Annotated in this window: 24 protein-coding genes; 8 read left to right on the plus strand and 16 right to left on the minus strand. The window is 41.2% G+C overall.

What is annotated here, in order from left to right; translation table 11 throughout:
* The first annotated feature begins 284 nt into the window (after positions 1-284).
* The 4 genes from GSQ84_RS05500 (at position 285) to GSQ84_RS05515 (ending at position 3,669) form a co-directional block, all read left to right on the plus strand.
* Positions 285-1,433 (plus strand): M28 family metallopeptidase, encoded by a 1,149-nt coding sequence (locus GSQ84_RS05500; protein WP_158796265.1) that lies wholly within the window; start codon positions 285-287, stop codon positions 1,431-1,433.
* A 95-nt stretch (positions 1,434-1,528) separates the two neighbouring features.
* Positions 1,529-2,605, plus strand: coding sequence for an NADH:flavin oxidoreductase/NADH oxidase (locus GSQ84_RS05505; RefSeq protein WP_158796266.1), 1,077 nt, complete (start codon positions 1,529-1,531; stop codon positions 2,603-2,605).
* 54 nt (positions 2,606-2,659) lie between these two features.
* Entirely contained in the window at positions 2,660-2,965 is a 306-nt protein-coding gene (locus tag GSQ84_RS05510) for a YbaB/EbfC family nucleoid-associated protein (protein ID WP_158796267.1), read from the plus strand.
* Between the two features lie 26 nt (positions 2,966-2,991).
* Positions 2,992-3,669 (plus strand): metal-dependent hydrolase, encoded by a 678-nt coding sequence (locus tag GSQ84_RS05515; protein ID WP_158796268.1) that lies wholly within the window; start codon positions 2,992-2,994, stop codon positions 3,667-3,669.
* 765 nt (positions 3,670-4,434) lie between these two features.
* On the opposite strand, the gene polA is transcribed toward GSQ84_RS05515, so the two are convergent.
* From polA to trmB, 6 genes are all read right to left on the minus strand, one after another.
* On the minus strand, positions 4,435-7,248 hold the full coding sequence (gene polA, locus GSQ84_RS05520) for a DNA polymerase I (RefSeq protein WP_158796269.1): 2,814 nt from the start codon (positions 7,246-7,248) through the stop codon (positions 4,435-4,437).
* Between the two features lie 103 nt (positions 7,249-7,351).
* Positions 7,352-8,047 (minus strand): type II CAAX prenyl endopeptidase Rce1 family protein, encoded by a 696-nt coding sequence (locus GSQ84_RS05525; protein WP_158796270.1) that lies wholly within the window; start codon positions 8,045-8,047, stop codon positions 7,352-7,354.
* Position 8,048: 1 nt separating this feature from the next.
* The gene (locus GSQ84_RS05530; RefSeq protein WP_158796271.1) at positions 8,049-8,612 is read right to left on the minus strand and encodes a DNA-3-methyladenine glycosylase I; all 564 of its coding nucleotides are present in this window, start codon (positions 8,610-8,612) and stop codon (positions 8,049-8,051) included.
* Positions 8,613-8,617: 5 nt separating this feature from the next.
* On the minus strand, positions 8,618-8,959 hold the full coding sequence (locus GSQ84_RS05535; RefSeq protein WP_158796272.1) for a carboxymuconolactone decarboxylase family protein: 342 nt from the start codon (positions 8,957-8,959) through the stop codon (positions 8,618-8,620).
* Between the two features lie 20 nt (positions 8,960-8,979).
* Entirely contained in the window at positions 8,980-9,306 is a 327-nt protein-coding gene (locus tag GSQ84_RS05540; RefSeq protein ID WP_158796273.1) for an MGMT family protein, read from the minus strand.
* Positions 9,306-9,956, minus strand: coding sequence for a tRNA (guanosine(46)-N7)-methyltransferase TrmB (gene trmB, locus GSQ84_RS05545; RefSeq protein ID WP_158797344.1), 651 nt, complete (start codon positions 9,954-9,956; stop codon positions 9,306-9,308). Before trmB ends, GSQ84_RS05540 begins: the two co-directional genes overlap by 1 nt.
* A gap of 143 nt (positions 9,957-10,099) precedes the next feature.
* On the opposite strand from trmB, the gene GSQ84_RS05550 reads away from it, so the two are divergent.
* Both GSQ84_RS05550 and GSQ84_RS05555 read left to right on the plus strand, forming a co-directional pair.
* Entirely contained in the window at positions 10,100-11,029 is a 930-nt protein-coding gene (locus tag GSQ84_RS05550) for a GDP-L-fucose synthase (protein WP_158796274.1), read from the plus strand.
* A gap of 57 nt (positions 11,030-11,086) precedes the next feature.
* Positions 11,087-12,019 (plus strand): hydrogen peroxide-inducible genes activator, encoded by a 933-nt coding sequence (locus GSQ84_RS05555; RefSeq protein WP_158796275.1) that lies wholly within the window; start codon positions 11,087-11,089, stop codon positions 12,017-12,019.
* A 174-nt stretch (positions 12,020-12,193) separates the two neighbouring features.
* Here GSQ84_RS05555 and GSQ84_RS05560 read toward each other — a convergent pair whose 3' ends face one another.
* The 3 genes from GSQ84_RS05560 to GSQ84_RS05570 all read right to left on the minus strand — a co-directional run bounded on the left by GSQ84_RS05560 (position 12,194) and on the right by GSQ84_RS05570 (position 13,720).
* Positions 12,194-12,805 carry a superoxide dismutase gene (locus GSQ84_RS05560; protein WP_158796276.1) on the minus strand — a complete coding sequence of 204 codons (612 nt, stop codon included), beginning with the start codon at positions 12,803-12,805 and terminating at the stop codon, positions 12,194-12,196.
* Positions 12,806-12,910: 105 nt separating this feature from the next.
* A complete protein-coding gene (locus GSQ84_RS05565) occupies positions 12,911-13,384 on the minus strand; it encodes a nucleoside deaminase (RefSeq protein ID WP_158796277.1) in 474 nt (157 codons plus the stop codon).
* Positions 13,385-13,720, minus strand: a complete 336-nt coding sequence (locus tag GSQ84_RS05570; RefSeq protein WP_158796278.1) for a tRNA-binding protein — start codon at positions 13,718-13,720, stop codon at positions 13,385-13,387. It abuts the gene before it with no gap.
* Between the two features lie 90 nt (positions 13,721-13,810).
* Here GSQ84_RS05570 and GSQ84_RS05575 point away from each other — a divergent pair, with 90 nt between their 5' ends.
* Complete coding sequence (locus GSQ84_RS05575) at positions 13,811-14,998, plus strand: class I SAM-dependent rRNA methyltransferase (RefSeq protein WP_158796279.1); 1,188 nt, start codon at positions 13,811-13,813, stop codon at positions 14,996-14,998.
* Between the two features lie 19 nt (positions 14,999-15,017).
* Here GSQ84_RS05575 and GSQ84_RS05580 read toward each other — a convergent pair whose 3' ends face one another.
* From GSQ84_RS05580 to GSQ84_RS05600, 5 genes are all read right to left on the minus strand, one after another.
* Entirely contained in the window at positions 15,018-16,073 is a 1,056-nt protein-coding gene (locus tag GSQ84_RS05580; RefSeq protein WP_158796280.1) for a nucleoid-associated protein, read from the minus strand.
* A 39-nt stretch (positions 16,074-16,112) separates the two neighbouring features.
* On the minus strand, positions 16,113-16,898 hold the full coding sequence (locus GSQ84_RS05585; RefSeq protein WP_158796281.1) for a TerC family protein: 786 nt from the start codon (positions 16,896-16,898) through the stop codon (positions 16,113-16,115).
* Between the two features lie 83 nt (positions 16,899-16,981).
* Entirely contained in the window at positions 16,982-18,238 is a 1,257-nt protein-coding gene (locus GSQ84_RS05590) for a hypothetical protein (RefSeq protein ID WP_158796282.1), read from the minus strand.
* Positions 18,235-18,762: a hypothetical protein gene (locus GSQ84_RS05595; protein ID WP_158796283.1), complete on the minus strand. Its 528-nt coding sequence runs from the start codon at positions 18,760-18,762 to the stop codon at positions 18,235-18,237. Before GSQ84_RS05595 ends, GSQ84_RS05590 begins: the two co-directional genes overlap by 4 nt.
* Complete coding sequence (locus GSQ84_RS05600; RefSeq protein ID WP_158796284.1) at positions 18,746-19,309, minus strand: RNA polymerase sigma factor; 564 nt, start codon at positions 19,307-19,309, stop codon at positions 18,746-18,748. Before GSQ84_RS05600 ends, GSQ84_RS05595 begins: the two co-directional genes overlap by 17 nt.
* Before the next feature lie 148 nt (positions 19,310-19,457).
* Between GSQ84_RS05600 and aspS the strand changes: the two genes are divergently transcribed.
* Positions 19,458-21,203, plus strand: a complete 1,746-nt coding sequence (aspS, locus tag GSQ84_RS05605; RefSeq protein ID WP_158796285.1) for an aspartate--tRNA ligase — start codon at positions 19,458-19,460, stop codon at positions 21,201-21,203.
* A 43-nt stretch (positions 21,204-21,246) separates the two neighbouring features.
* Here aspS and GSQ84_RS05610 read toward each other — a convergent pair whose 3' ends face one another.
* Both GSQ84_RS05610 and GSQ84_RS05615 read right to left on the minus strand, forming a co-directional pair.
* Positions 21,247-21,687: a hypothetical protein gene (locus GSQ84_RS05610; RefSeq protein ID WP_158796286.1), complete on the minus strand. Its 441-nt coding sequence runs from the start codon at positions 21,685-21,687 to the stop codon at positions 21,247-21,249.
* The gene (locus tag GSQ84_RS05615; protein ID WP_158796287.1) at positions 21,671-22,051 is read right to left on the minus strand and encodes a phage holin family protein; all 381 of its coding nucleotides are present in this window, start codon (positions 22,049-22,051) and stop codon (positions 21,671-21,673) included. The genes GSQ84_RS05610 and GSQ84_RS05615 overlap by 17 nt, the downstream gene beginning before the upstream one ends.
* Between the last annotated feature and the right edge of the window lie 24 nt (positions 22,052-22,075).

Here is a 22,075-nt window from a genome sequence, read left to right on the forward strand (position 1 = left end):
CCTTGCTGTGTCATTTTATGTATAAGATCCCGCTTTAAATTACTGAAGGTGTAAAGGTTTAAATAAATATTGAGTTGTGCAATACGTTTTTTATTTTTTTACATTGAATCAACTCCCATGCCACGTTTCTATGATCAATCAAAAATAGGCATAATTAAAAAAACGACAGTCCGTTTATGTTAAATCTGTGTTATATTTCGCTGTTATAATGAACGGATGTTAAGCCAATAGCTGTTACAGCATTTTATTATTTGTTAAGTTTACGTGCATTCTATTTGCCTCCCATGAGAAGATTAATGACCCTGTTTTTAGTTATGTTTACCTCTGCTGCCATTGCGCAAGATCTTCCCGCGGCAAAAAAAACGCTCCATCGGCTCACTTCGAGAAAGCTTTGGGGAAGAGGTTATACCAAAAACGGCATGGCGAAGGCCGCAGATTATCTCAGTACCCAATTTAAAGAAATAGGCCTTCAACCAATGAAAGGCAACAGTTTCAGGCAAAATTTCTCTTACCCTGCAAATACTTTCCCCGGAAAAATGGAGGTAGCGGTAAATGGCAAAAAGCTAATTCCGGGAAAGGATTTTATTGTAGAGCCAGCCAGTTCCGGGCAGAAGAACAAAGGTGTACAGGAAGTACAAACAGACAGCGTTACTTATATTTCCAAAGCAAAGCGGCTGATCATAACGATGCAGAACAAACTAACCTGGTCGGTCGCACAGAAAGCAGAAGACTATACCCTTTTACAGATCAATAAAAAATCACTCTCAGAAAAGCCGCAAACTGTAGACGTGAATATTGAAAATGTATTTGTTCCTGAATTTAAGACCAGCAATATATGCGGTATAGTGAAGGGAACGAAACATCCTGATTCCATGCTACTGATAACCGGACATTATGACCACCTGGGCGGCATGGGCGCAAAAACCTATTTCCCTGGAGCCAACGATAATGCCAGCGGAATTACGCTGCTACTTACCCTGGCAAAATACTATGCTTCACATCCGCAGCCCTACAGTATTGGCTTTATCTGCTTTGCAGGAGAAGAAGCAGGACTACTTGGATCTGCTGAGTTTATCCGGCATCCCCTTATTCCCCTGGATAGAATCAGATTTCTGATCAATGTAGATATGGTGGGGACAGGAGAAAAAGGGATCACAGTGGTTAATGCTACTTTACACAAGAAAGAGTTTAACTTGCTGAAAAAACTGAACGATCAGCATCAGTACCTGCCTAAAATTAACTCCCGCGGCAAAGCGGCAAACAGTGATCATTATTATTTTACAGAAAAAGGTGTACCGGCATTTTTTATTTATACCGAAGGAGGAATAAGGGCTTATCATGATATTTACGATGTAGAGGCTACGCTCCCGCTGACAAAGTTTAAAGACCTGTATCATCTCTTTATTGATTTTAATTCGGCCCTGATGAAGTAGTTATTATCTAATTTCTGTCATATAATATATCGATGTCTATAGATTAAAACAAATTCATCTCACTATCGCTTAATTTGTATACAAAACATATCAGCATGTCTATATTATTTTCTCCACTTACTATAAAAAACGTTACCTTAAAAAACAGGATCGTAGTTTCACCTATGTGTCAATACTCAGCTAAAGACGGCTTTGCTAATGACTGGCACCTGGTTAACTTAGGTAGCAGGGCTGTTGGCGGCGCAGCACTGACCATTCAGGAGGCTACTTCAGTTTCACCTGAAGGCAGGATTTCTCCGGGCGACCTTGGCATCTGGTCTGACGAGCATATTCCTTTCCTGAAACGCATCAACGAATTTATTCTTCAAAATGGTTCCATCCCTGGTATTCAGCTGGCACACGCCGGCAGAAAAGCAAGTTTTGATGTGCCATGGAGAGACAGCAAACAAATCACCGAAAAAGATGGCGGATGGAAAACCGTAGCACCCAGTGCTATTCCTCATACAGAAGGTAATGAAGCTCCTTTGGCTTTAACTGCTGAAGGGATCGAAAAAATAAAGTCAGATTTCATTGCGGCTACAAAAAGAACAATTGAAGCCGGCTACCAGGTAATTGAACTGCATGCTGCACATGGTTACCTTTTCCATCAGTTCCTTTCTCCCTTAAGCAATCAGCGTACAGACGAATATGGCGGTAGTTTTGAAAACAGGATCCGCTTCTTACTGGAAACTATAGCTGCTGTTCAACAGGTATGGCCTGCAGAAAACCCATTGTTTGTCCGTATATCGGCGACAGACTGGGCAGAAGGCGGATGGTCACCTGAAGAGTCTGTTAAATTATCGGTAATTCTTAAAGATAAAGGGGTAGATCTAATTGATTGTTCTTCAGGAGGGAATGTCAGTTATCAGCAAATACCTCTTTCACCAGCATACCAGGTACCTTTCTCTGCATCCATTAAAAAAGAAACAGGCGTATTAACCGGTGCCGTAGGTTTAATTACCGAGGCTAAACAGGCTGAAGAAATTCTTCAGGATGGAAAAGCCGACCTGATCATTCTTGCGAGGGAATTGTTACGTGATCCTTATTTCCCTTTACATGCTGCCGATGAGCTAAATGATGAGATCAAATGGCCAGAACAGTACGAAAGGGCGAAACCGAGAAAAAAAGCTTAATACCTTTTAAGCGAAATTTGTCTTAATTTCGTTCTAACTATAAACAAAGATCATATGTTCGATAAATTAATGGCTGCTCAGCAAAAAGCCGAAGAAATAAAAAAACGTTTAGATACAGTTTCTGTGTTTGCAGAAGTTGAAGGCGGTGCGATAAAAATCACGTCTACGGCCAATAAAACGATAACCGCAATAGAGATCAACGAAGATTTCTTTAAAGGAGCGGATAAAGAAGAACTGGAAGAATTACTCTTAACAGCAATCAATAAGGTCCTACAACAGGCAGAAAACGTTAGCGCAGCAGAAATGCAGTCGGCCACACAGGATATGTTGGGTGGATTAGGCGGAATGTTTGGCAACTAATCAATCATACAAAACAATTTTCAACGATGAAATATACTTTTTACGGACAGTCGTGCATTCTTTTAGAAGCAGACGGAAAAAAATTCCTTTTTGATCCTTTTATTACTTCTAATCCTCATGCTTCTGCTGTTGATGCAAGTGCTATTGAAGCAGATTATATCCTGGTAAGTCACGGACATGGTGACCATGTTGCTGATTTGGTATCTATGGGTAAACAAACAGGAGCGCTGATTATTGCTACTCCTGAAGTTGCAGGCTGGGCACAAAAACAAGGCCTTACTAATATCAATGCCATGAATTATGGTGTAGGTAAGTTCGATTTCGGAAAACTACGCATGGTTTGGGCTACCCACTCCAGCTCAATGCCCGATGGAAGTTATGGTGGTAATCCTGCCGGTTTTGTATTGGAACTGGAAGGAAAAGTGATCTACTTTGCTGGTGATACTTCATTGAATTATGACATGAAGATCCTTGCTGAATTGTATAAACTAGATTATGCTATTTTACCAATTGGCGGTCACTACACCATGGATGTAGATGATGCGATCATCGCGACTAAATATATCAACTGTGATAAAGTGTTGGGCGTTCATTACAATACTTTTCCCACTATTGAAATTGATATGGAAGAAGCAAAAGCTAAATTTGAAAGAGAAAAGAAAACTTTGTTATTACCAGCGATTGGTGAGACAATAGAGTTGTAAGATCTCCTGGCTTCGCTGAAAAAAGGGATGTGCTCTATTCCGGCTGCATAATGCTGCGCTACGCTTGCATGACGCTAGGCCGGAATAGAGCACATCCCTTTTTTTTAAAGATCATCCAATTGCAGGGTGGCTTGACAAATTCTTTACTGGAGCCCTTTGACAAGTACCGGTACTAAAACAGAGTATATCTTTTTTAAATCAATTGCAGAGTGGCTTGACAAATCCCCTACCGGAACCCTTTGACAATTACTGGCACTAAAATAATTACGTTTCTTTTTTAAATCATCAATTGCAGGGCGGCCTGACAAGTCCCCTACCGGAGCCCTTTGACAATTACTGGTACCAAAATAATTACGTTTCTTTTTTAAATCATCAATTGCAGAGTGGCCTGACAAGCTCTCTACTGGAACTCATTGACAAGTACTGATACCAAAATAAAGTAGGTTTCTTTTTTAAATCATCCAATTACAGGGTAGCTTGACAAATCCCCCACTGGAACTCATTGACGAGTACTGGTACCAAAACAGAGTACGTTTCTTTTGTATGCAGAATGGCTTGATATCTCACATAGACGGAACCATTGATAATTTCCCAGGTTAGAGCCGTTTGATCTTTCCCGAGGTTTGTACTTCATGATAAATCCCCACGAAAAATCTATTTAAAAAAAACATGTGTGCTGTATGACGGCCTAGCGTCTTGCAAGCGCAGCGCAGCATTATGCAGCCGGAATAGAGCATATATGTTTTTTTTTAATAGAGATAATCTTTAGTGCGCAGCCAGCCAGGTATTCCCCTCTCCAATCTCTATTTCAATCGGAACAATTGTTTTGATAGCTGTTTTCATTCGGTGAGTGATGATCTTTTTCATCGCTTCTACTTCTGTTTTTAAGACATCAAACACCAACTCATCATGTACCTGCATGGTCATTTTTGATTGCAGCCCCTGATCTTGTATATCTTTATGGATGTTGATCATCGCTATCTTGATCATATCCGCAGCAGAGCCTTGTATAGGGGCATTAATCGCATTTCGTTCTGCAAAACCTCTTACGGTTTGATTAGCCGAATTGATATCCCTTAAATACCTTCTTCTACCCATGATCGTTTCCACAAATCCGTGTTCGCGCGCAAAATTCATTGTATCAGACATGTATTGTTTAATTCCGGGGTACTGCGCAAAATATTGCTCTATCATTTCGGCAGCTTCCTTACGTGGAATACCTAAATTCTGTGATAGTCCAAATGCCGACTGGCCATAGATAATACCAAAGTTTACGGCTTTCGCATTACGGCGCTGGGTAGAATCTACCTCTTCAATCGTAATCCCATAAACTTTCGCTGCTGTAGCAGTATGGATATCAATTCCATTGTTAAAGGCAAACAGCATATTTTCTTCCTTACTGATATCAGCGATAATCCTCAGTTCTATCTGTGAATAATCCGCAGAAAGCAACACGTGATTTTCATCCCTTGGAATAAATGCTTTACGCACCTCCCTGCCCCTTTCAGTGCGGATAGGAATATTTTGAAGGTTTGGGTTATTAGAACTTAACCTTCCTGTAGCCGCTACGGCCTGGTTATAACTGGTATGTACCCTGCCTGTTTTAGGATTCACCAATTGCGGAAGCGCATCGACATAGGTAGATTTTAACTTCTGCAGCTGACGGAAATCCAGGATATCTTTTACAATATCACTTTTATAGGCAAGGGCCGATAAAACATCCTCACCTGTTTGATACTGCCCCGTTTTGGTTTTCTTCGCTTTGGGATCGAGCTTTAGCTTATCAAAAAGTACCTCCCCCAATTGTTTTGGCGAAGCCAGGTTAAACACTACACCTGCTTTATCGTAAACACTCTGCTCAAATCTGCGGATATCGATCTCCAGTTCAGCAGAATAACTGATCAGCGTATCCATATCAATTCTTACCCCTTCTTTCTCCATATCCGCCAAAACATAAACCAGCGGGTTTTCAATATTGGTGAGCAGTTCTTCTGCATTCAGTTCTTTCAGGATCGGTTTAAAGACATTGGCCAGCTGTAAAGTCACATCGGCATCTTCAGCAGCATAATCAACTACCGTTTCAATTGGCACATCTCTCATCGTGCCCTGATTTTTCCCTTTCGGCCCAATCAAAGAAGTGATCGAAATAGGTGTATAACCTAAATAATTTTCCGAAAGCACATCCATATTATGGCGGGTATCGGGATCAATCAGGTAATGCGCCAGCATGGTATCAAAGAGTTTCCCTTTGATATGAACACCATACCACTTAAGTACAAGGATATCATATTTTATATTCTGACCTGTTTTAGCGATCGCTTCATTTTCCAGTACAGTTCTGAATTCATCTACTACTAACTGTGCTTCCTCCTGATTGGCAGAAACTGGAATGTACCATCCTGTTCCGGGTTCAATACAGAAAGATAAACCTACCAGCTCGGCAATATTGGCGTCTGTACCGGTAGTTTCTGTATCAAATGAAATGTTCTCCTGTTGCAGCAACAGATCAATCAGGGTTTTGCGTTTTTCGGCTGTATCTACCAGCTGATAATTCGGTTTGGTATCCTGAATGGTGCGTCCTACCGGAGGCTGTTCAAACAAATTAGGCAGCTGATCGAAAGTTTTTGGCTTGCTCTGGGTTTCATCAACTACATTACCAAACAGATCTGTTTGCTGCGATCCGCTGGCTTTAGCATCTCCAATATTGAACCCATCACCAAATACCCTGCGGCCCAGTGTCCTGAACTCCAGTTCAGCAAAAAGAGGCTCCAGCAATTCACGACTTGGTTCTTCTAATAATAATGACTGCTCGTCAAATTCTACAGGAACATCCAGAATGATAGTCGCCAGTTTTTTGGATACCATGCCCTGTTCGGCAAAAGCCTCTACGTTTTCACGTTGTTTGCCTTTCAGCTCGTGGGAATTGGCAATGATATTCTCCATAGAACCATACTGCTTGATCAGCAGTTTAGCTGTTTTCTCCCCGATACCAGGGATGCCCGGGATATTATCTACGGCATCACCCCATAAACCAAGGATATCGATCACCTGCTCTACGTTTTCTATCTCCCATTTCGCCAGGATCTCAGGGACACCCAGGATCTCCATGTCATTGCCCATTCTGGCAGGCTTGTAAATAAATATATTCTCTGAAACCAGCTGGCCAAAATCTTTATCAGGAGTCATACAGAAAACGGTAAAACCTGCTTTCTCTGCTTCCTTAGCCAGTGTTCCAATAATATCATCGGCTTCAAAACCGTCTTTGGTGATCACCGGAATATGAAAACCCTCTATCAGTTTAAAAATATAAGGAAGCGCAGCTACCAGATCTTCGGGCATAGCCTGACGATGGGCTTTATAGGCCACAAAATCTGTGTGTCTTTCTGTAGGCGCGTCCGTATCAAAAACGACAGCAATGTGACTTGGTTTTTCCTTTTTAAGGACTTCCATCAGTGTATTGGCAAAACCCATTACTGCGGAAGTGTTGATACCTGTAGAGGTAAACCTGGGACTTTTACTCAATGCAAAATGCGCTCTGTAAATTAGCGCCATACCGTCAAGCAGGAAAAGTTTCTTCATTTTAAGCTTTTGTAATTGATCAATAAAGAACCCTGAAGACGTCTCCAAAGTTCAAGTCCAAAGTTAACATCTGAAGTGTATGAAACCTAATCGGGATATAGGTTTAGTATTTCGAAAGCAGTAAAATAGCAAAGGACAGATTATACAGCGCATGGATGGCTATAGAATATTTTAATCCGTAATTCATCCTGGTAAAGCCGAGTACCAGGCCAATAGCCAACTGAGGCAAAGTATATAAAATGCCTAAAGGCAGTAAGGTAATCCCCTTCTGGAAGTTACTTAGATGAACCAAAGCAAAACAAATTGATGTGAAATGGAAATACCACGGAAAAGCCCGTACCCAAAAGGTAAACTTCCGGGTTACGCTGCCTGCAATAGTAAAGCGGTAAATGATAAAAAGCAGGATAAATATAACAGGGCTGATCAGGAAAGCCCAGTAATTTTTTGTGATAGCGCATAAAAGCACCCCGCACATAAAAGCGATAAAAAAAATTGCTCCTGTAAAACGTTTTAACTGTGCCCTGAAAATTAGCTCTTCCGTAACTGGCGCAATGAGCACTGCACCTATGAAAAAATGAAAGGGAGATACTTCCTTATCATCAAGAATAGATGGTCCCGGTGCGGGAACCAGTTTCAGGTGAACCAGCAGATCTGCAAACACACCGGCAAATACGCCTGCAATGATACAAATAGCAGAAAGCATAAATATGACAGTGAAAGGGGAAGTTATTTTTTTAGGAATGCTAACCAGGTAAGGATCTTTCAGGTAATTCAGGCACTTGGCAAGGAAAGTTAGCATACTAGCGGGCGATACAACCCTCAACATGGTCATTTACCATACCTGTAGCCTGCATAAACGCATAACAGATCGTAGTTCCGAAAAACTTAAAACCTCTTTTCTTCATATCCTTACTAATCGCATCGGAGATCTCTGTTCTGGCTGGCAATCCGCTTAAATCGCGAACCTTATTCAGGATAGGTTTTCCACCGGGAATAAAGTTCCATAAATAGGCAGAAAAAGAACCAAACTCTCCCTGTATCCCAATGAAAAGTTTTGCGTTGGTGATGGCAGAATTGACCTTCAGTTTATTTCTGATAATCCCCGGATCGCCCATCAAACGATCAAAATCTGCCTCTGTAAATGCCGCCACCTGCTGTACATCAAAATTGGCAAAAGCCTTTCTGTATCCTTCTCTCCTGCGGAGGATCGTAATCCAGCTCAGGCCGGCCTGAGCACCTTCCAGCAAGAGAAATTCGAACAGGATATGGTCGTCATAAACCGGTTTCCCCCATTCTTCGTCATGATACTTGATATACAACGGGTCGTTTCCGCACCAGCTGCAGCGTTTTAGTTCAGCGGCCATCGGAATTATAAACTTAATTCATCCCAGTACTCAACGGCCCTGCGGTAATGCGGGATCACAATAGAACCTCCAACCAGGTTTGCGATCATAAACACCTCATTGATCTCTGCGTTATTTACACCGGCATCAAAGCATTTTTCTAAATGATATTTTATACAATCATCACAGCGCAATACCATCGAAGCCACTAAACCCATCATTTCTTTACTTTTCACATCCAATGCACCCTCTGCATAAGTAGTGGTATCCAAAGCAAAAAAACGCTTGATATTGGTATTTGCGGTTTCCATTATCCTATCGTTCATTTTAGTCCGATAGTCATTAAATTCTTCTACTAACCTTCCCATGTTATCATTTAAATTCTTCCCTACAATTCAATTGCAGGATCCCAAAAATATGTTTTAAAGTTTTTCACCTGTTCATTTTCAATGATCAGGCCTTCATTTTCCAGTAGCTGCTGCATCAATTCCGGCGGTGAAAAATGAAACCTTCCGGTAAGCAGTCCTTTATGGTTTACTACTCTATGAGCAGGTACAGGCGGATGTAAGCCATGCGCATTATTCATTGCATAACCTACCATCCTGGACGATTTTGCCGCACCCAGACTTTTTGCAATTGCCACGTATGAAGTTACTCTTCCTTTTGGAATGAGCCTTACAATTTCATAAACCTGATCATAAAATGACTGTTCCATTATTCCAGAGAGAATTGTATATAATTGATATTTTTATCCTGTTTAAGGTAAATTCTTTCGTAGTGGGTTTTGATCTTTAATACGTCGTCATAAAGTTCTGAATGATAAAGCTGATCTGTTTTTTTATGGCAGACCAGGTTCTCCTTTTCTACAACTTCCACCGTATAGGCATATAAACCATCATTATCAGTTTTCAGGTTGATCTTTCCTCCTGGTTTTAACAGGCCTCGGTATTTTTCCAGAAATCCGGGAAAAGTTAATCTTTTCTTTTCCCTGCTGTCCTGTGGCTGAGGGTCGGGGAAAGTAATCCATATTTCATCGACTTCGTCTTTTCCAAAATAAGCAGCAATATCTTCTATCTGTATCCTTAAAAAAGCAAGATTGCTGATGTTTTCATCCACTCCCGTCCTGGCTCCCCGCCAGATACGGTTACCTTTTAAATCTATGCCTATGAAATTCTTTTCAGGAAAGAATTTAGCCATATTCACTGAATACTCTCCTTTACCACAAGCCAGCTCGAGTACTACCGGATTGTTATTTTTAAAATGCTGTACTGCCCATTTGCCTTGCAGATCCTTCCCTTCTTCCATCTGATAAACATTGTGAAAGGTATCTATTTCGGAAAATTTCCTTAACTTATCTTTGCCCACTATTATTTTTTTATGCAAAAATACAATTTAATCTTCTTTTAGCTACCCCGGTTTCAATTCATCCTGCAGATCAGATCCTGAGCACAAATAAATAATAATTATATTTACGAAATATTTGCAGAAACCTTAAAATTACAACAACATTGGAAAAGAACGCTAAAATTTATATTGCAGGACACCGTGGTATGGTTGGATCAGCCATTTACCGTAAATTGGTTAAAGAAGGGTACTCCAATCTGATTACCAGGACATCAGCAGAACTGGACCTTAGGGATCAGCAAGCTGTAACAGAATTTTTTAGTACTGAAAAACCCGACTATGTATTTCTTGCCGCAGCTAAAGTAGGCGGAATTGTAGCCAATAACACCTATAGGGCCGACTTCCTTTATGAAAACCTCGCTATCCAGAACAATGTAATCCACCAGGCCTATAAAAATGACGTCAAAAAATTGATGTTTTTAGGCTCCAGCTGTATTTATCCAAAACTAGCTCCACAGCCCCTTAAAGAAGAATACCTGTTGACAGGCCTGCTCGAAGAAACCAATGAGCCTTATGCAATTGCTAAAATTGCAGGGATTAAAATGTGTGATGCTTACCGCGATCAATATGACAGTAATTTCATTTCCGTAATGCCAACCAACCTATATGGATACAATGACAATTACCACCCTCAGAACTCTCACGTACTGCCGGCACTGATCCGTAAATTCCATGAAGCAAAAACAAATGGCACTCCTGAAGTGGTTATCTGGGGCTCGGGATCACCAATGCGCGAATTTCTATTTGCAGACGACCTGGCTGATGCCTGTTACTTCTTAATGGAAACTTACAATGAACCTAACCTGATCAATATCGGTACAGGTGTAGATTTAACCATCAAAGACCTCGCTTTACTGATCAAAAAAGTGGTAGGTTTTGAAGGAGAACTTACATTTGACAGTACTAAACCAGATGGTACACCACGTAAACTAATGGATGTATCTAAGTTGCACCAGTTAGGATGGAAACATCAGATAGAGCTGGAAGAAGGCATTCACCTGGCTTATCAGGATTTTTTAGCCAAACACGTTTAACCTCATAGATCATAGCTAAAATTTATATCTTTGCAAAAGAGAATAAATTTTAGCTATATGACTTTAGTGCAACTTGAATATATTGTAGCTGTAGATACTTACAGAAGTTTTGTAGGAGCTGCAGAAAAATGCTTCGTTACACAGCCCACTTTGAGCATGCAGGTGCAAAAGCTGGAGGAAATGTTAAATGTAAAAATATTTGACAGAAGCAAACAGCCTGTTATCCCTACTGAAATTGGTTCTCAGGTCATAGAGCAGGCCCGCCTGGTCTTGCAGGAAAGCCAGAAAATCAAAGAAATCATCAGCAGTCAGCAGCAGGATATTGTTGGCGAGTTAAAAGTAGGCATCATACCTACCGTAGCCCCCTATCTCCTTCCACAGGTAATTGCCTCCATGATGGAGAAATATCCCGATCTTAAACTACTTATCTGGGAATACACCACAGAAGATATCATCCATCACTTGAAAACAGGTGTTTTGGACTGCGGTATCCTGGCTACACCCCTTGCGGATAACTCCATCTCGGAAATCCCGATGTATTACGAAACCTTTGTCACCTACATCAGCAAAAACAGCAAGCTGTTCAAGAAAAAGAATATAGACGCCAACGACCTGGAGGATGAAAACATCTGGCTGCTCAATGAAGGGCATTGCATGCGCTCACAGGTGCTGAATATCTGCAGGTCGACCAAAGACAACCGCATACAGGGATTAACTTACAATACAGGAAGCGTAGAAACCCTGATTCGGATGGTAGACATGAACAACGGGGCAACGCTGCTTCCTGAACTGGCGCTAGTAGACCTAACCCCTAAACAACTCAGTAAAGTGCGTTCTTTTAAATCACCGGAGCCTGTAAGGGAAATCAGCCTGGTAACCCACAAGAACTACATCAAAAAAAGAATGCTGAACGCACTACGGGAAGAGATCCTTGCAGTGATCCCAAAAGCAATGAAGCAAAAAAAAAGTAAAGATATCGTAGGCATATAAAAATACGCCTGCAATAATTCGTCTTACCAGCCAGTTTTACCAGCCACCATGCTACAGGAAAATCTATTAAAAAAGAGTAACCCCTTTTCAATGCTGCCAACCGCTGAAACGCGCTTGAAGGCATTGAAAAGGGGTTACTCTTTTTTAAGCGAAGCTTGAAAAAGCTCCTAAAAACTATGCTTGTGCTTTTTTGAAGCGTTCAGCAACAGCATCCCAATTTACTACATTCCAGAATGCAGCAATATAATCAGGACGTTTATTTTGATATTTTAAGTAATAAGCATGTTCCCAAACATCCATTCCTAAGATTGGTGTACCTTTTACTTCAGCGATATCCATTAAAGGATTATCCTGATTAGGTGTAGAAGAAACAACCAGTTTATGATCAGCACCAACGCTTAACCATGCCCATCCAGAACCGAAACGGGTTGCACCAGCTTCAGCAAATTTAGTTTTGAAATCAGCGAAAGAACCAAAAGCAGATTTAATCGCTTCAGCTAATTCTCCTGTTGGCTCACCACCTTTACCGTGGCCCATTACTTCCCAGAACAAAGAGTGGTTATAGTGACCACCACCATTATTTCTTACCGGAGCAGGAAATTTAGATATATTTTTTACGATATCATCAATGCTGTGTGTAGCCTCAGGTTTACCTTCTAAAGCTTTATTTAAATTAGTAACATAAGCCTGATGATGTTTGTCATGGTGAATTTCCATGGTTTGTTTATCGATATGCGGTTCTAGTGCATCTGTTGCGTAAGGTAACGCAGGTAATTCAAAAGCCATAAATTATGTTTTTAAGTTTTTAAAATTTTATTCTTGAACAAATATAACATATGAGGTTTGGTTTTGTTCAATACTTATTTTTGTTTTATTCAAGGGTTTGTCAAATTAACCCCTTTTATCTGCAAAAAACCGTGTCATCAGCGCTCCGCATTCTGCAGCACGCACCCCGCTTTTCAGAATAGTCTTAGGATGAAGCAAATTATTGCTTTTAGTAGTAAAGCCCCTCTTTTCTTCAGCAGCCCCATACACAATTCTGCCTATCTGAGTCCAATAGGCCGCTCCTGCACACATCACACAGGGCTCTATAGTAACATACAACGTACAGTCTTTTAAATACTTCCCTCCCAGGGTTTGGCTGGCAGCCGTAAAAGCCTGCATCTCTGCATGTGCGGTGACATCGTTCAACTGCTCTGTCAGGTTATAACCACGGCCTACAATCCTTCCTTTGCATACAATGACGGCACCAATAGGTATTTCATCACTCTCAAATGCTTTTTGCGCCTCATGCAATGCCAGCAACATATAATGTTCATCTTCCTGCTGCAGGTCTTTCTCGCCCGAAAAACTATAATAACTCATTTAGGCCATTTTACTGCCGTTGGGAACTTTGCCCTTCAGCGTTGTTAATACGATATCCCCATGCTCATCTGCAAAACCGGTAACCAGAAATTCTGACATAAACTTGCCGATCTGCTTTCTTGGAAAATTGATAATCCCCACAATCTGCTGCCCTGTAAGCTCTTCTTTGGTATAATGAGCGGTAATCTGTGCACTGCTCATTTTCACTCCATATTCCCCAAAATCAACTTTTACTTTATAGGCGGGATTCCGGGCTTCTGGAAAATCCATTACCTCCAGAATGGTGCCTGCCCTCAATTCTACTTTTTCAAAATCACTCCAATTGATCTCTTCCATACGATTAAAAAAACAAATTGAGATAAAATTACGAATCTTCAGCAGATAAATTGCCCTTTATTGCCTAAGCCTTTTTACTACCTTTGCGGCATGATTGATGTTTTATTAAAGAAAGGCAAAGAAAAAGCCGCACTCCAAAGGCACCCCTGGATATTTTCGGGAGCAATAGACAAAGTGAAAGGGGCTCCGCTCAATGGTGAAGTGGTAAAAGTTTTTGGAGCCGACAAATCTTTTTTGGCCTATGGATACTACAACAATCAGTCGAGGGTAGCCGTAAGACTGCTGGAATGGGACGAGGAGAAGATCATTGACAAACAATGGTACGAAGCAAAACTTAAACAGGCTATCGCTTCCAGGGCACATGTATTGGATAATAACGATACCAATACCTGCCGTCTTGTTTTCAGCGAAGCTGATTATCTTCCCGGGCTCATTGTAGACAAATATGCCGACTTCCTTTCACTGCAGATCCTGAGTGCAGGAATAGAAAACGTAAAAGATGATATCATCGATGTTTTAAGAACAGAGCTTAACCCTACAGGGATATTTGATAAAAGTGATGCTACGGCCAGGACACATGAGAACCTGGAAGTTTCGCAAGGTTTACTTTGGGGCGAAACACCTCCGGAATTTATTGAAGTGAAAGAAAATGGTGTCCGTTACCATATCAATATTGCTGACGGACAAAAATCAGGCTTTTATTGCGATCAGCGGGATAACCGCGAAATACTGGCCGCTTATACGAGTGGAAAAGATGTTCTCGACTGCTTTTGCTACAGCGGAGGTTTCACCTTAAACAGCCTGAAAAAAGGAGCAAACCACGTGACCAGTGTAGACAGTTCGGCACTGGCCATAGAAACGTTAAAACATAACCTTGGTTTGAATGGCTTTACCGAAGATCAGCAGACCAGCGTTCAGTCGGACGTAAATAAACAACTCCGTATTTTTAAAGAAGAAGGAAAAACGTTTGATGTCATCATCCTGGACCCGCCAAAATATGCGCCTTCACGCTCTGCCCTTGACAGGGCGGCAAGGGCCTATAAAGACCTTAATCGTTTAGGTATGTTGCTGCTTAAAAGCGGCGGGATACTGGCTACCTACTCCTGTTCCGGAGCAGTAGACCTGGAAACATTTAAACAGATCATTGCCTGGGCTGCGCTGGATGCCGGCAGGGAAGTACAGATCATCAAACAATTTCATCAGCCGGAAGATCATCCGGTAAGGATCTCCTTCCCGGAAGGAGAATATCTGAAAGGATTATTATTGAGGGTATTGTAACCTATACAAGGAAGAAGAGCTACTCTTCTTCCTTAAAATATACCTTATAATAATTCATCGATTTGTCTTCATCAAATCCCTTCTCTATCAATTCCTTATCCCCATGAATATAGATATGGAAATTCTTATCGAGTTTTAACACGCTTTTAAAAGCTTTTGCCTGTTTTTTTACTGCAGCACCTGAAATATCAAAGCTGTCTGCTATGGAAGTATCAAATTCATCTTCATAACTCTTTTTATAGTTTTTAAAAGATTCTATACCTTCTTTATTTCCAATCACTTCCTGCGAAAATTCATCCAGATCAAAACTCTCCTTTTCCTTGAAATACTTCATGGAGCGGTTCAGCAGGTCTATTTTATCCGCCTTGGTGATCTCATACTCCTGGTCGAGTTTATCCGTTACAAAACTTTTATATACCCCCAGCACATTATTTGTCTGGTTGTAATTATCATTTCTCACTTTCAGCTTCAGGAACTCATCCTTCCAGTAAACGGCTTCTGCACTGCGGTTGGTCTGGTCAATAACGGCCACCTTATAACCTTCCTCTTTTTCTGTATTAAAAATCAGGCAGCCCTTATCCAGCTTATTGATATTGATCGCCTCTTCCTCATAACTCAGCGCAAAACCTGCCTGGTCAGGATAAACCTTTAAATAGGTCTCCTTGGTTTCAGATTTGAAAATACCAATGGCATCATGCAGGTCGCCCTCTATCTGTACATTTTCAAAATATACCACATACAACTCTCCTGCTTTAATTTTAGGGTGATTGGAGATCTCGTAAAGATATTTAGCCAGCTGCTCACTGTTTTTATGAAAATTCTGTCCGTTTTCAAAAATCTGCTCCACAAAGTGATACACCTCATTCAGGTTCAGGTCGTCATTGGGATGAAAAAGACGGTAGATCTCATTCACCTTTTCATAGGGACTCAAAAAATATTGTATAAGCAGGTTCTTCAGGTGTTCATCCTGTATCTGCAGGGAAGCTTCCGACAGCACATAAAATTCATCCTGTGCTTTATTGCCTATTCTATGTATAGAAAGCTCTGCCAGAGAAGCTTCAAAAAAAGTAATCATAATTCGCTGTTGTTTTTAGCCTGATTAAGGGCCTCAAAGTTATAATTTTTTCTCGCTCGCCTTATTGCGGAGCTGCAAAGGCTTGGCTGAATTTTTTTTCATTTTTAAATTCAGCATCTCTACCAGAATAGAAAAAGCCATGGCAAAATAAATATATCCTTTGGGAATATGCTGGTCAAGGCCTTCTGCCAGCAGTGAAACACCTATCAGCAGCAAAAAGGAAAGTGCAAGCATCTTCACGGTAGGATGGTTATTTACAAATCCGCTGATCGCATTGGCAGAAGCCATCATGATCAGTACCGCAATGATCACCGCAGCAATCATAATCTGTACATGTTCTGCCATACCAATGGCCGTGATTACCGAATCCAGGGAAAAAACAATATCCAAAACCAGTATTTGCGCAATCACACCGGCAAAAGAGTGAACTTTAACCTTGCCTTCCTCATCTTCTTCGCCTTCCAGTTTCAAGTGGATCTCATGCGTACTTTTATAGATCAGGAACATTCCTCCGGATAGCAGGATCAGGTCACGTCCTGAAATAGCCAGTTTCTCCAGCCACTCTTTATTATCCAGGTTGAGCCATTCACCAATATTAAACAAGGGTGCAGTAAGGCTCATTACCCAGCTCAGTGACAACAGTAGCAAAATCCTGGTGATCATGGCCAGGCCCAATCCCAGCTGCCTGCCTTTTTGCTGCTGATTTGCAGGGAGTTTGCCCGAAAGAATAGAGATAAAAACAATATTGTCTATTCCCAGTACAATTTCTAAAAGCGTAAGTGTAAGCAGGGAGATCCATGCTTCAGCGGTAGTAAAATATTCCATATAATGAGCGTCTGTAGAGGTAATATAAAAAAAGCCTGCCGAATAATCAACAAGCTTTTTAAATTTTGGTTTTTACAGCAGGTCTATTTAAACACAACTGATCCGTATTCAGCCTTTATTCTTACTTCTGAACTGCCACCACTCCCTATTGTTCCGGAATAATTTTTTGTAGAAGAATCATCGTCCTCATTTCTTCTTCCTGTTGAACTCACCCTTACATTACTGCCATATCTGAAGCCCCCGTAACTTTTCACCACGTTAAAATTTGCATTGTAACCCTCAGCAAAGCCAAGGTTTACGTCTACATATTCCACGTCTGCCGTCAGGCTTTTACAGCCTGTACCAACAGTAGCTATATTCAATTTATTATAACTCAGGTTAAAATGCCCGTCTCCTCTCAAAGTACCGATATTTACCCCTGCATACTCTGCTCTCAGGTTAAGTTTGCCTACCGAAGCAATGGTCAGGTCATTATATTCCTGTTTAATCGTGGCATTGCCCCTGATAGCACCTACATTGACATTGGCATATTCTACATTTAAATCCAGATTATTAACCGTTCCAATCTTCAGGCCCGATCCATATTGTTGTTTGATCACTGCATTTCCACGAATAGTACTGATGGCCACATTTACATATTGCGCATCCACATCCAGTGTGCCGGCAGTACCAATAGATAATCCTGCACCATATTCCTGTTTAATGGTTGCTTTATTCAGCCCCGCAATAGTCGTTTTACCATATTGAACATAAACATAATTATTTAAGCTCGACAAGTTTCCTGCGTCAAAATTACCATACTGAACATTCGCAGAAACCGGCCCGGAGTAATCTCCCATTGTTACATTGCCAAACTGCTGTGATAAGGTAAGTGCATTCACTGCAGGCAGATAAACAACATAGTCGATTTTCAGTTCTCTTGATTTACTGCGTCCACCCCAGCGTCTTTCATTGTCGATATCCGTTTTACAGGATATCAAATCCCCACTTTTTCCGGCCACAATATTCACCTGGTCAATTAACTTTTGGGTATCACCTCCAGAATTAGCCCTGATCGTCACATCAATTTTTACTTCCTTTCTATCCCAAACTTTGATCACCATCGCCCCATACTGGTTACTCAGTGAAATTTTATCATTCTGATCTGCAGGAAAAGTTTTGCTGATATTCTTTACCCGGCTGTCATCATTCTGGTCTGGATCAGCCTGCACATGTACTTTTACCATTGTATTCACTGCCACTCTGGTATCAACTGTGCTCCTGGCCTCAACTACTGAATCCTGTGCGTATACCCGACCAAATGAACACAACACCACACACCAAACAATTAACTTTTTCATATTCTATTCTCCTTTTTATACTGACTAACCTCTGTAATAATGGATAACTGCTGACTCACTAACTGCAGCTGCGTTTCCAGGTTTCTCATCATGGCTTTTACCACGAGTTGCTGATTTGGGCTTGATGGCAGCTCTTTCCTCAATCCTTCATAGTCTATATTCAGCTTCTGAAGATCTCTGCTGAACTTCTGATACAACTTAGGATTTGAAGGAGCGTAAATCTCCAGGCTGTCCCTTTTCTGTTCAATCAAACTTGCAAACTTTACCTGCGTATCTCCATATGCCGGATTCACGTCGGCCACATTAAGCCTGTTTCTTTTTGCCGGAAAGAGATAAAAGAAAGTAAAGCTCAGCAGTACAACTAAAGACGCAGCTACGCCAATCCATAATTGGATGTTAACGGTTTTTTTTTTGTTTTTTTTATCCAGCTCCTGTTCAATTTTCTCCCAGAGCTTTGATGAAGGCGCATCAGTATCAAATGCCTTTCTGTTCTCCTCAATGAAATCCTCAATTTTTATACGCATCTCTTGCTCCTTTCTTTTCTAACATATTTTTTAACTTCATTTTTCCCCGCATTAATTGTGAACGGGAAGTCACTTCCGATATTTTAAGGATATGGGCAATTTCCTCATGATCATATCCCTCAAAAAGATAAAGTGTTAAAACCACCCTGTATCCATCCGGCAGTAGTCGCACTGCAGTTTTTATTTCTTCCACTTTCCATTCCAGTTCTCTGGGATCTTCCGCTACTTCATCAGCAATTTCCAGTCCGTCTACACTAACAAACTCGGCTTTTCTCTTTCTCAGGTAATTGATCGACTTATTGATGGTTATCTGTTTTAGCCAAAGGCCAAAAGTAGTATCTCCCCTAAAATCGCTTATACGGGTAAAGGCTTCCAAAAATGCTTCCTGTAATACATCTTCAGCTTCCGCCTCATGATTTACTATCCTCAGGGCTGCGCTGTACATAGCTCTTTCATACAACTTGTATAACTCAAATTGGGCTTTGCGGCTTCCCTTTCGGCAAGCATCCACGAGGTCTATGTTCTTATCGATGTATACTGTTTCCAATGTTCTTCGTATTCGTTATAAAAGACACGACGTTTTAGCAAACGTTGCATTACAATGAAAAAAAAATGAATATACAAATGCTAAATCAACAAGTATTGCAATATATGGCTCAAAATGAATATTTTTGCGGCTTAATCCGATTGAAAAAATGTTAAGAACAACAACTTGCGGAGCGCTGACCATTGATAATTTAGGCGAAAACGTAATTCTGTGCGGTTGGGTGCAGAAATCCAGAGACTTGGGAGGAATGACTTTTATTGACATTCGTGATCGCTATGGCATCACCCAATTGGTGTTTAATATGGATGACAACCGTGAGCTTTGCGAAGCTGCCCGTAGTTTAGGCCGTGAGTTTGTGATTAAAGCAAGCGGACTGGTTGTTGAACGTTCCAATAAAAATTTGAAGATGCCTACCGGAGAAGTGGAATTAAAAATCACTGCTCTTGAGATATTGAACGCTTCTAAAATCCCTCCCTTCATGATCGAAGATGAAACGGATGGCGGAGACGATCTCCGGATGAAATACCGTTACCTGGATTTAAGAAGAAATCCTGTTAGAAATAACATGGTTCTGCGTCACAGAATGGCACAATCTGTAAGAAGATACCTTGATGCCCTGGATTTTATTGAAGTTGAAACCCCGGTTTTAATTAAATCTACTCCGGAAGGGGCCCGCGATTTCGTGGTTCCAAGCCGCATGAATGCCGGCGAATTTTACGCCCTGCCACAGTCGCCGCAAACCTTTAAACAGCTTTTAATGGTTTCGGGTTTTGACAGGTACTTTCAGATTGTAAAATGTTTCAGGGATGAAGACCTGCGTGCAGACAGACAGCCTGAGTTTACGCAGATCGACTGCGAAATGTCATTCATTGAACAGGAGGATATCCTGAATACCTTCGAAGGCCTGATCCGTACTTTATTTAAAGAAGTAAAAGATTTTGATCTTCCTGAAGTACCAAGAATGCAATATGCAGATGCGATGCGCTGGTATGGTTCGGATAAACCGGACACCCGTTTTGATATGCGTTTTGTAGAACTGAACGACCTGGTAAAAGGAAAAAACTTCCCTGTGTTTGACAATGCAGAACTGGTGATAGGTATTAATGCGAAGGGCTGTGCACATTACACCCGGAAACAGATGGATGAGCTGACCGACTTTATTAAACGTCCTCAGATCGGCGCTACAGGCTTGATTTACGCAAGACATAACGAAGATGGTTCGATCAAATCTTCGGTTGATAAATTCTACGAAGAGGCCGACCTCAAAACATGGGCTGAAGTTTTACAAACCCAGCCTGGCGATTTAATGCTGATCATGGCAGGAACAAAAGACAAGGTTCGCAAACAATTGAGCGAACTTCGTCTGGAAATGGGAAGCAGACTGGGTCTCCGCGATAAAAACGTATTCAGCGCCCTGTGGGTACTTGACTTTCCTCTATTAGAGTGGGATGAAGAATCTGAACGTTACCACGCGATGCACCACCCTTTTACCTCACCTAAACCTGAAGATATTGCCTTACTGGATACACAACCGGGCGAGGTAAGGGCCAATGCCTATGATATGGTGGTGAACGGAACAGAAATCGGCGGCGGTTCTATCCGTATTCACGACAGAACATTGCAGGCGCTGATGTTTAAACACCTGGGCTTCTCAGCTGAAGAAGCACAGAAACAATTTGGGTTCCTGATGGATGCTTTTGAATTTGGAGCACCTCCGCATGGTGGCATCGCATTTGGGTTCGACAGGTTATGTTCAATTTTTGCAGGCCTGGACAGTATCAGGGATGTAATTGCCTTCCCTAAAAACAATTCAGGGCGAGACGTCATGATTGACAGCCCATCTACAATTGATGAGAAACAACTCAAAGAGTTAAAAATAAAAAGCGCTTTATAAGGCATAAAAAAAGAGGAAGTCATTGGCTTCCTCTTTTTTTTTATTAAAAAGTTTCGCTATCGGGCGGGATTCCGTAATCCAGATAAGCGGCAGATTTTACTTTCTTTTTCTTCGACTTGAATAATCCGGTTACGGAATTATATATCGCAGACAAATGCTCGGCATCCAGCGTTTTACCTACTTTACTGGTGGCTAAGCCTACAAGGGTTTTTGTAATAAAGCCAGAGCCACGGAAAAGCGTACTGTTCATCAACACAGGCAATACCATTGACATCAGCTTGCTGCTGATATTCAATTTATCATCAGCTTTTAAAAAAGCAGATGGCGTAGCATATCTTTTGATCAGGGCGCCAAATGTAAATTGTTTTACATAACCTTTTGCATCGGCAATCAGCATGGTTTCCTGCAGTTTATAATCAACCTTAAGACTAAGCAACCTGTGATTAAGGTCTTCCAGGTTATTGAAATTATACTTTTTGCTCATCTTCCTCGTCCTCCTCAAATTTTCTAAAATGTCTTTTGATAATTGCGTTCACAATTGCCTTTTCAATAAAGTTATCCTTGGTAAGATAGACGATAAGGGCCATAATAATATACAACACAGCAACAGCACCGAATCCAGCGGTATAGCTATGGAAAACAGTAGACAAGAATAAGGCAAGGGTAACAGTGCCAAGGATAAAAGCCAGTGTAAAACAAACCGCTACAATAGCAGTGGTCACCAGGTCAGCAAATACCTTCGATCCCTTTTTAATAGCGAACAGACGGGTGTATTCAACACGGGTTTCCACGTAAGTTCTGGCCTCCGTGAATATTTCCTCGATACTCTTTTCTTTCTTATCTTCCATGAGTGTTAATCTTTATACTTTGGG

It is taken from the genome of Pedobacter sp. L105 (assembly GCF_009765875.1).
In the GTDB taxonomy this organism is placed as follows: Bacteria; Bacteroidota; Bacteroidia; order Sphingobacteriales; family Sphingobacteriaceae; genus Pedobacter.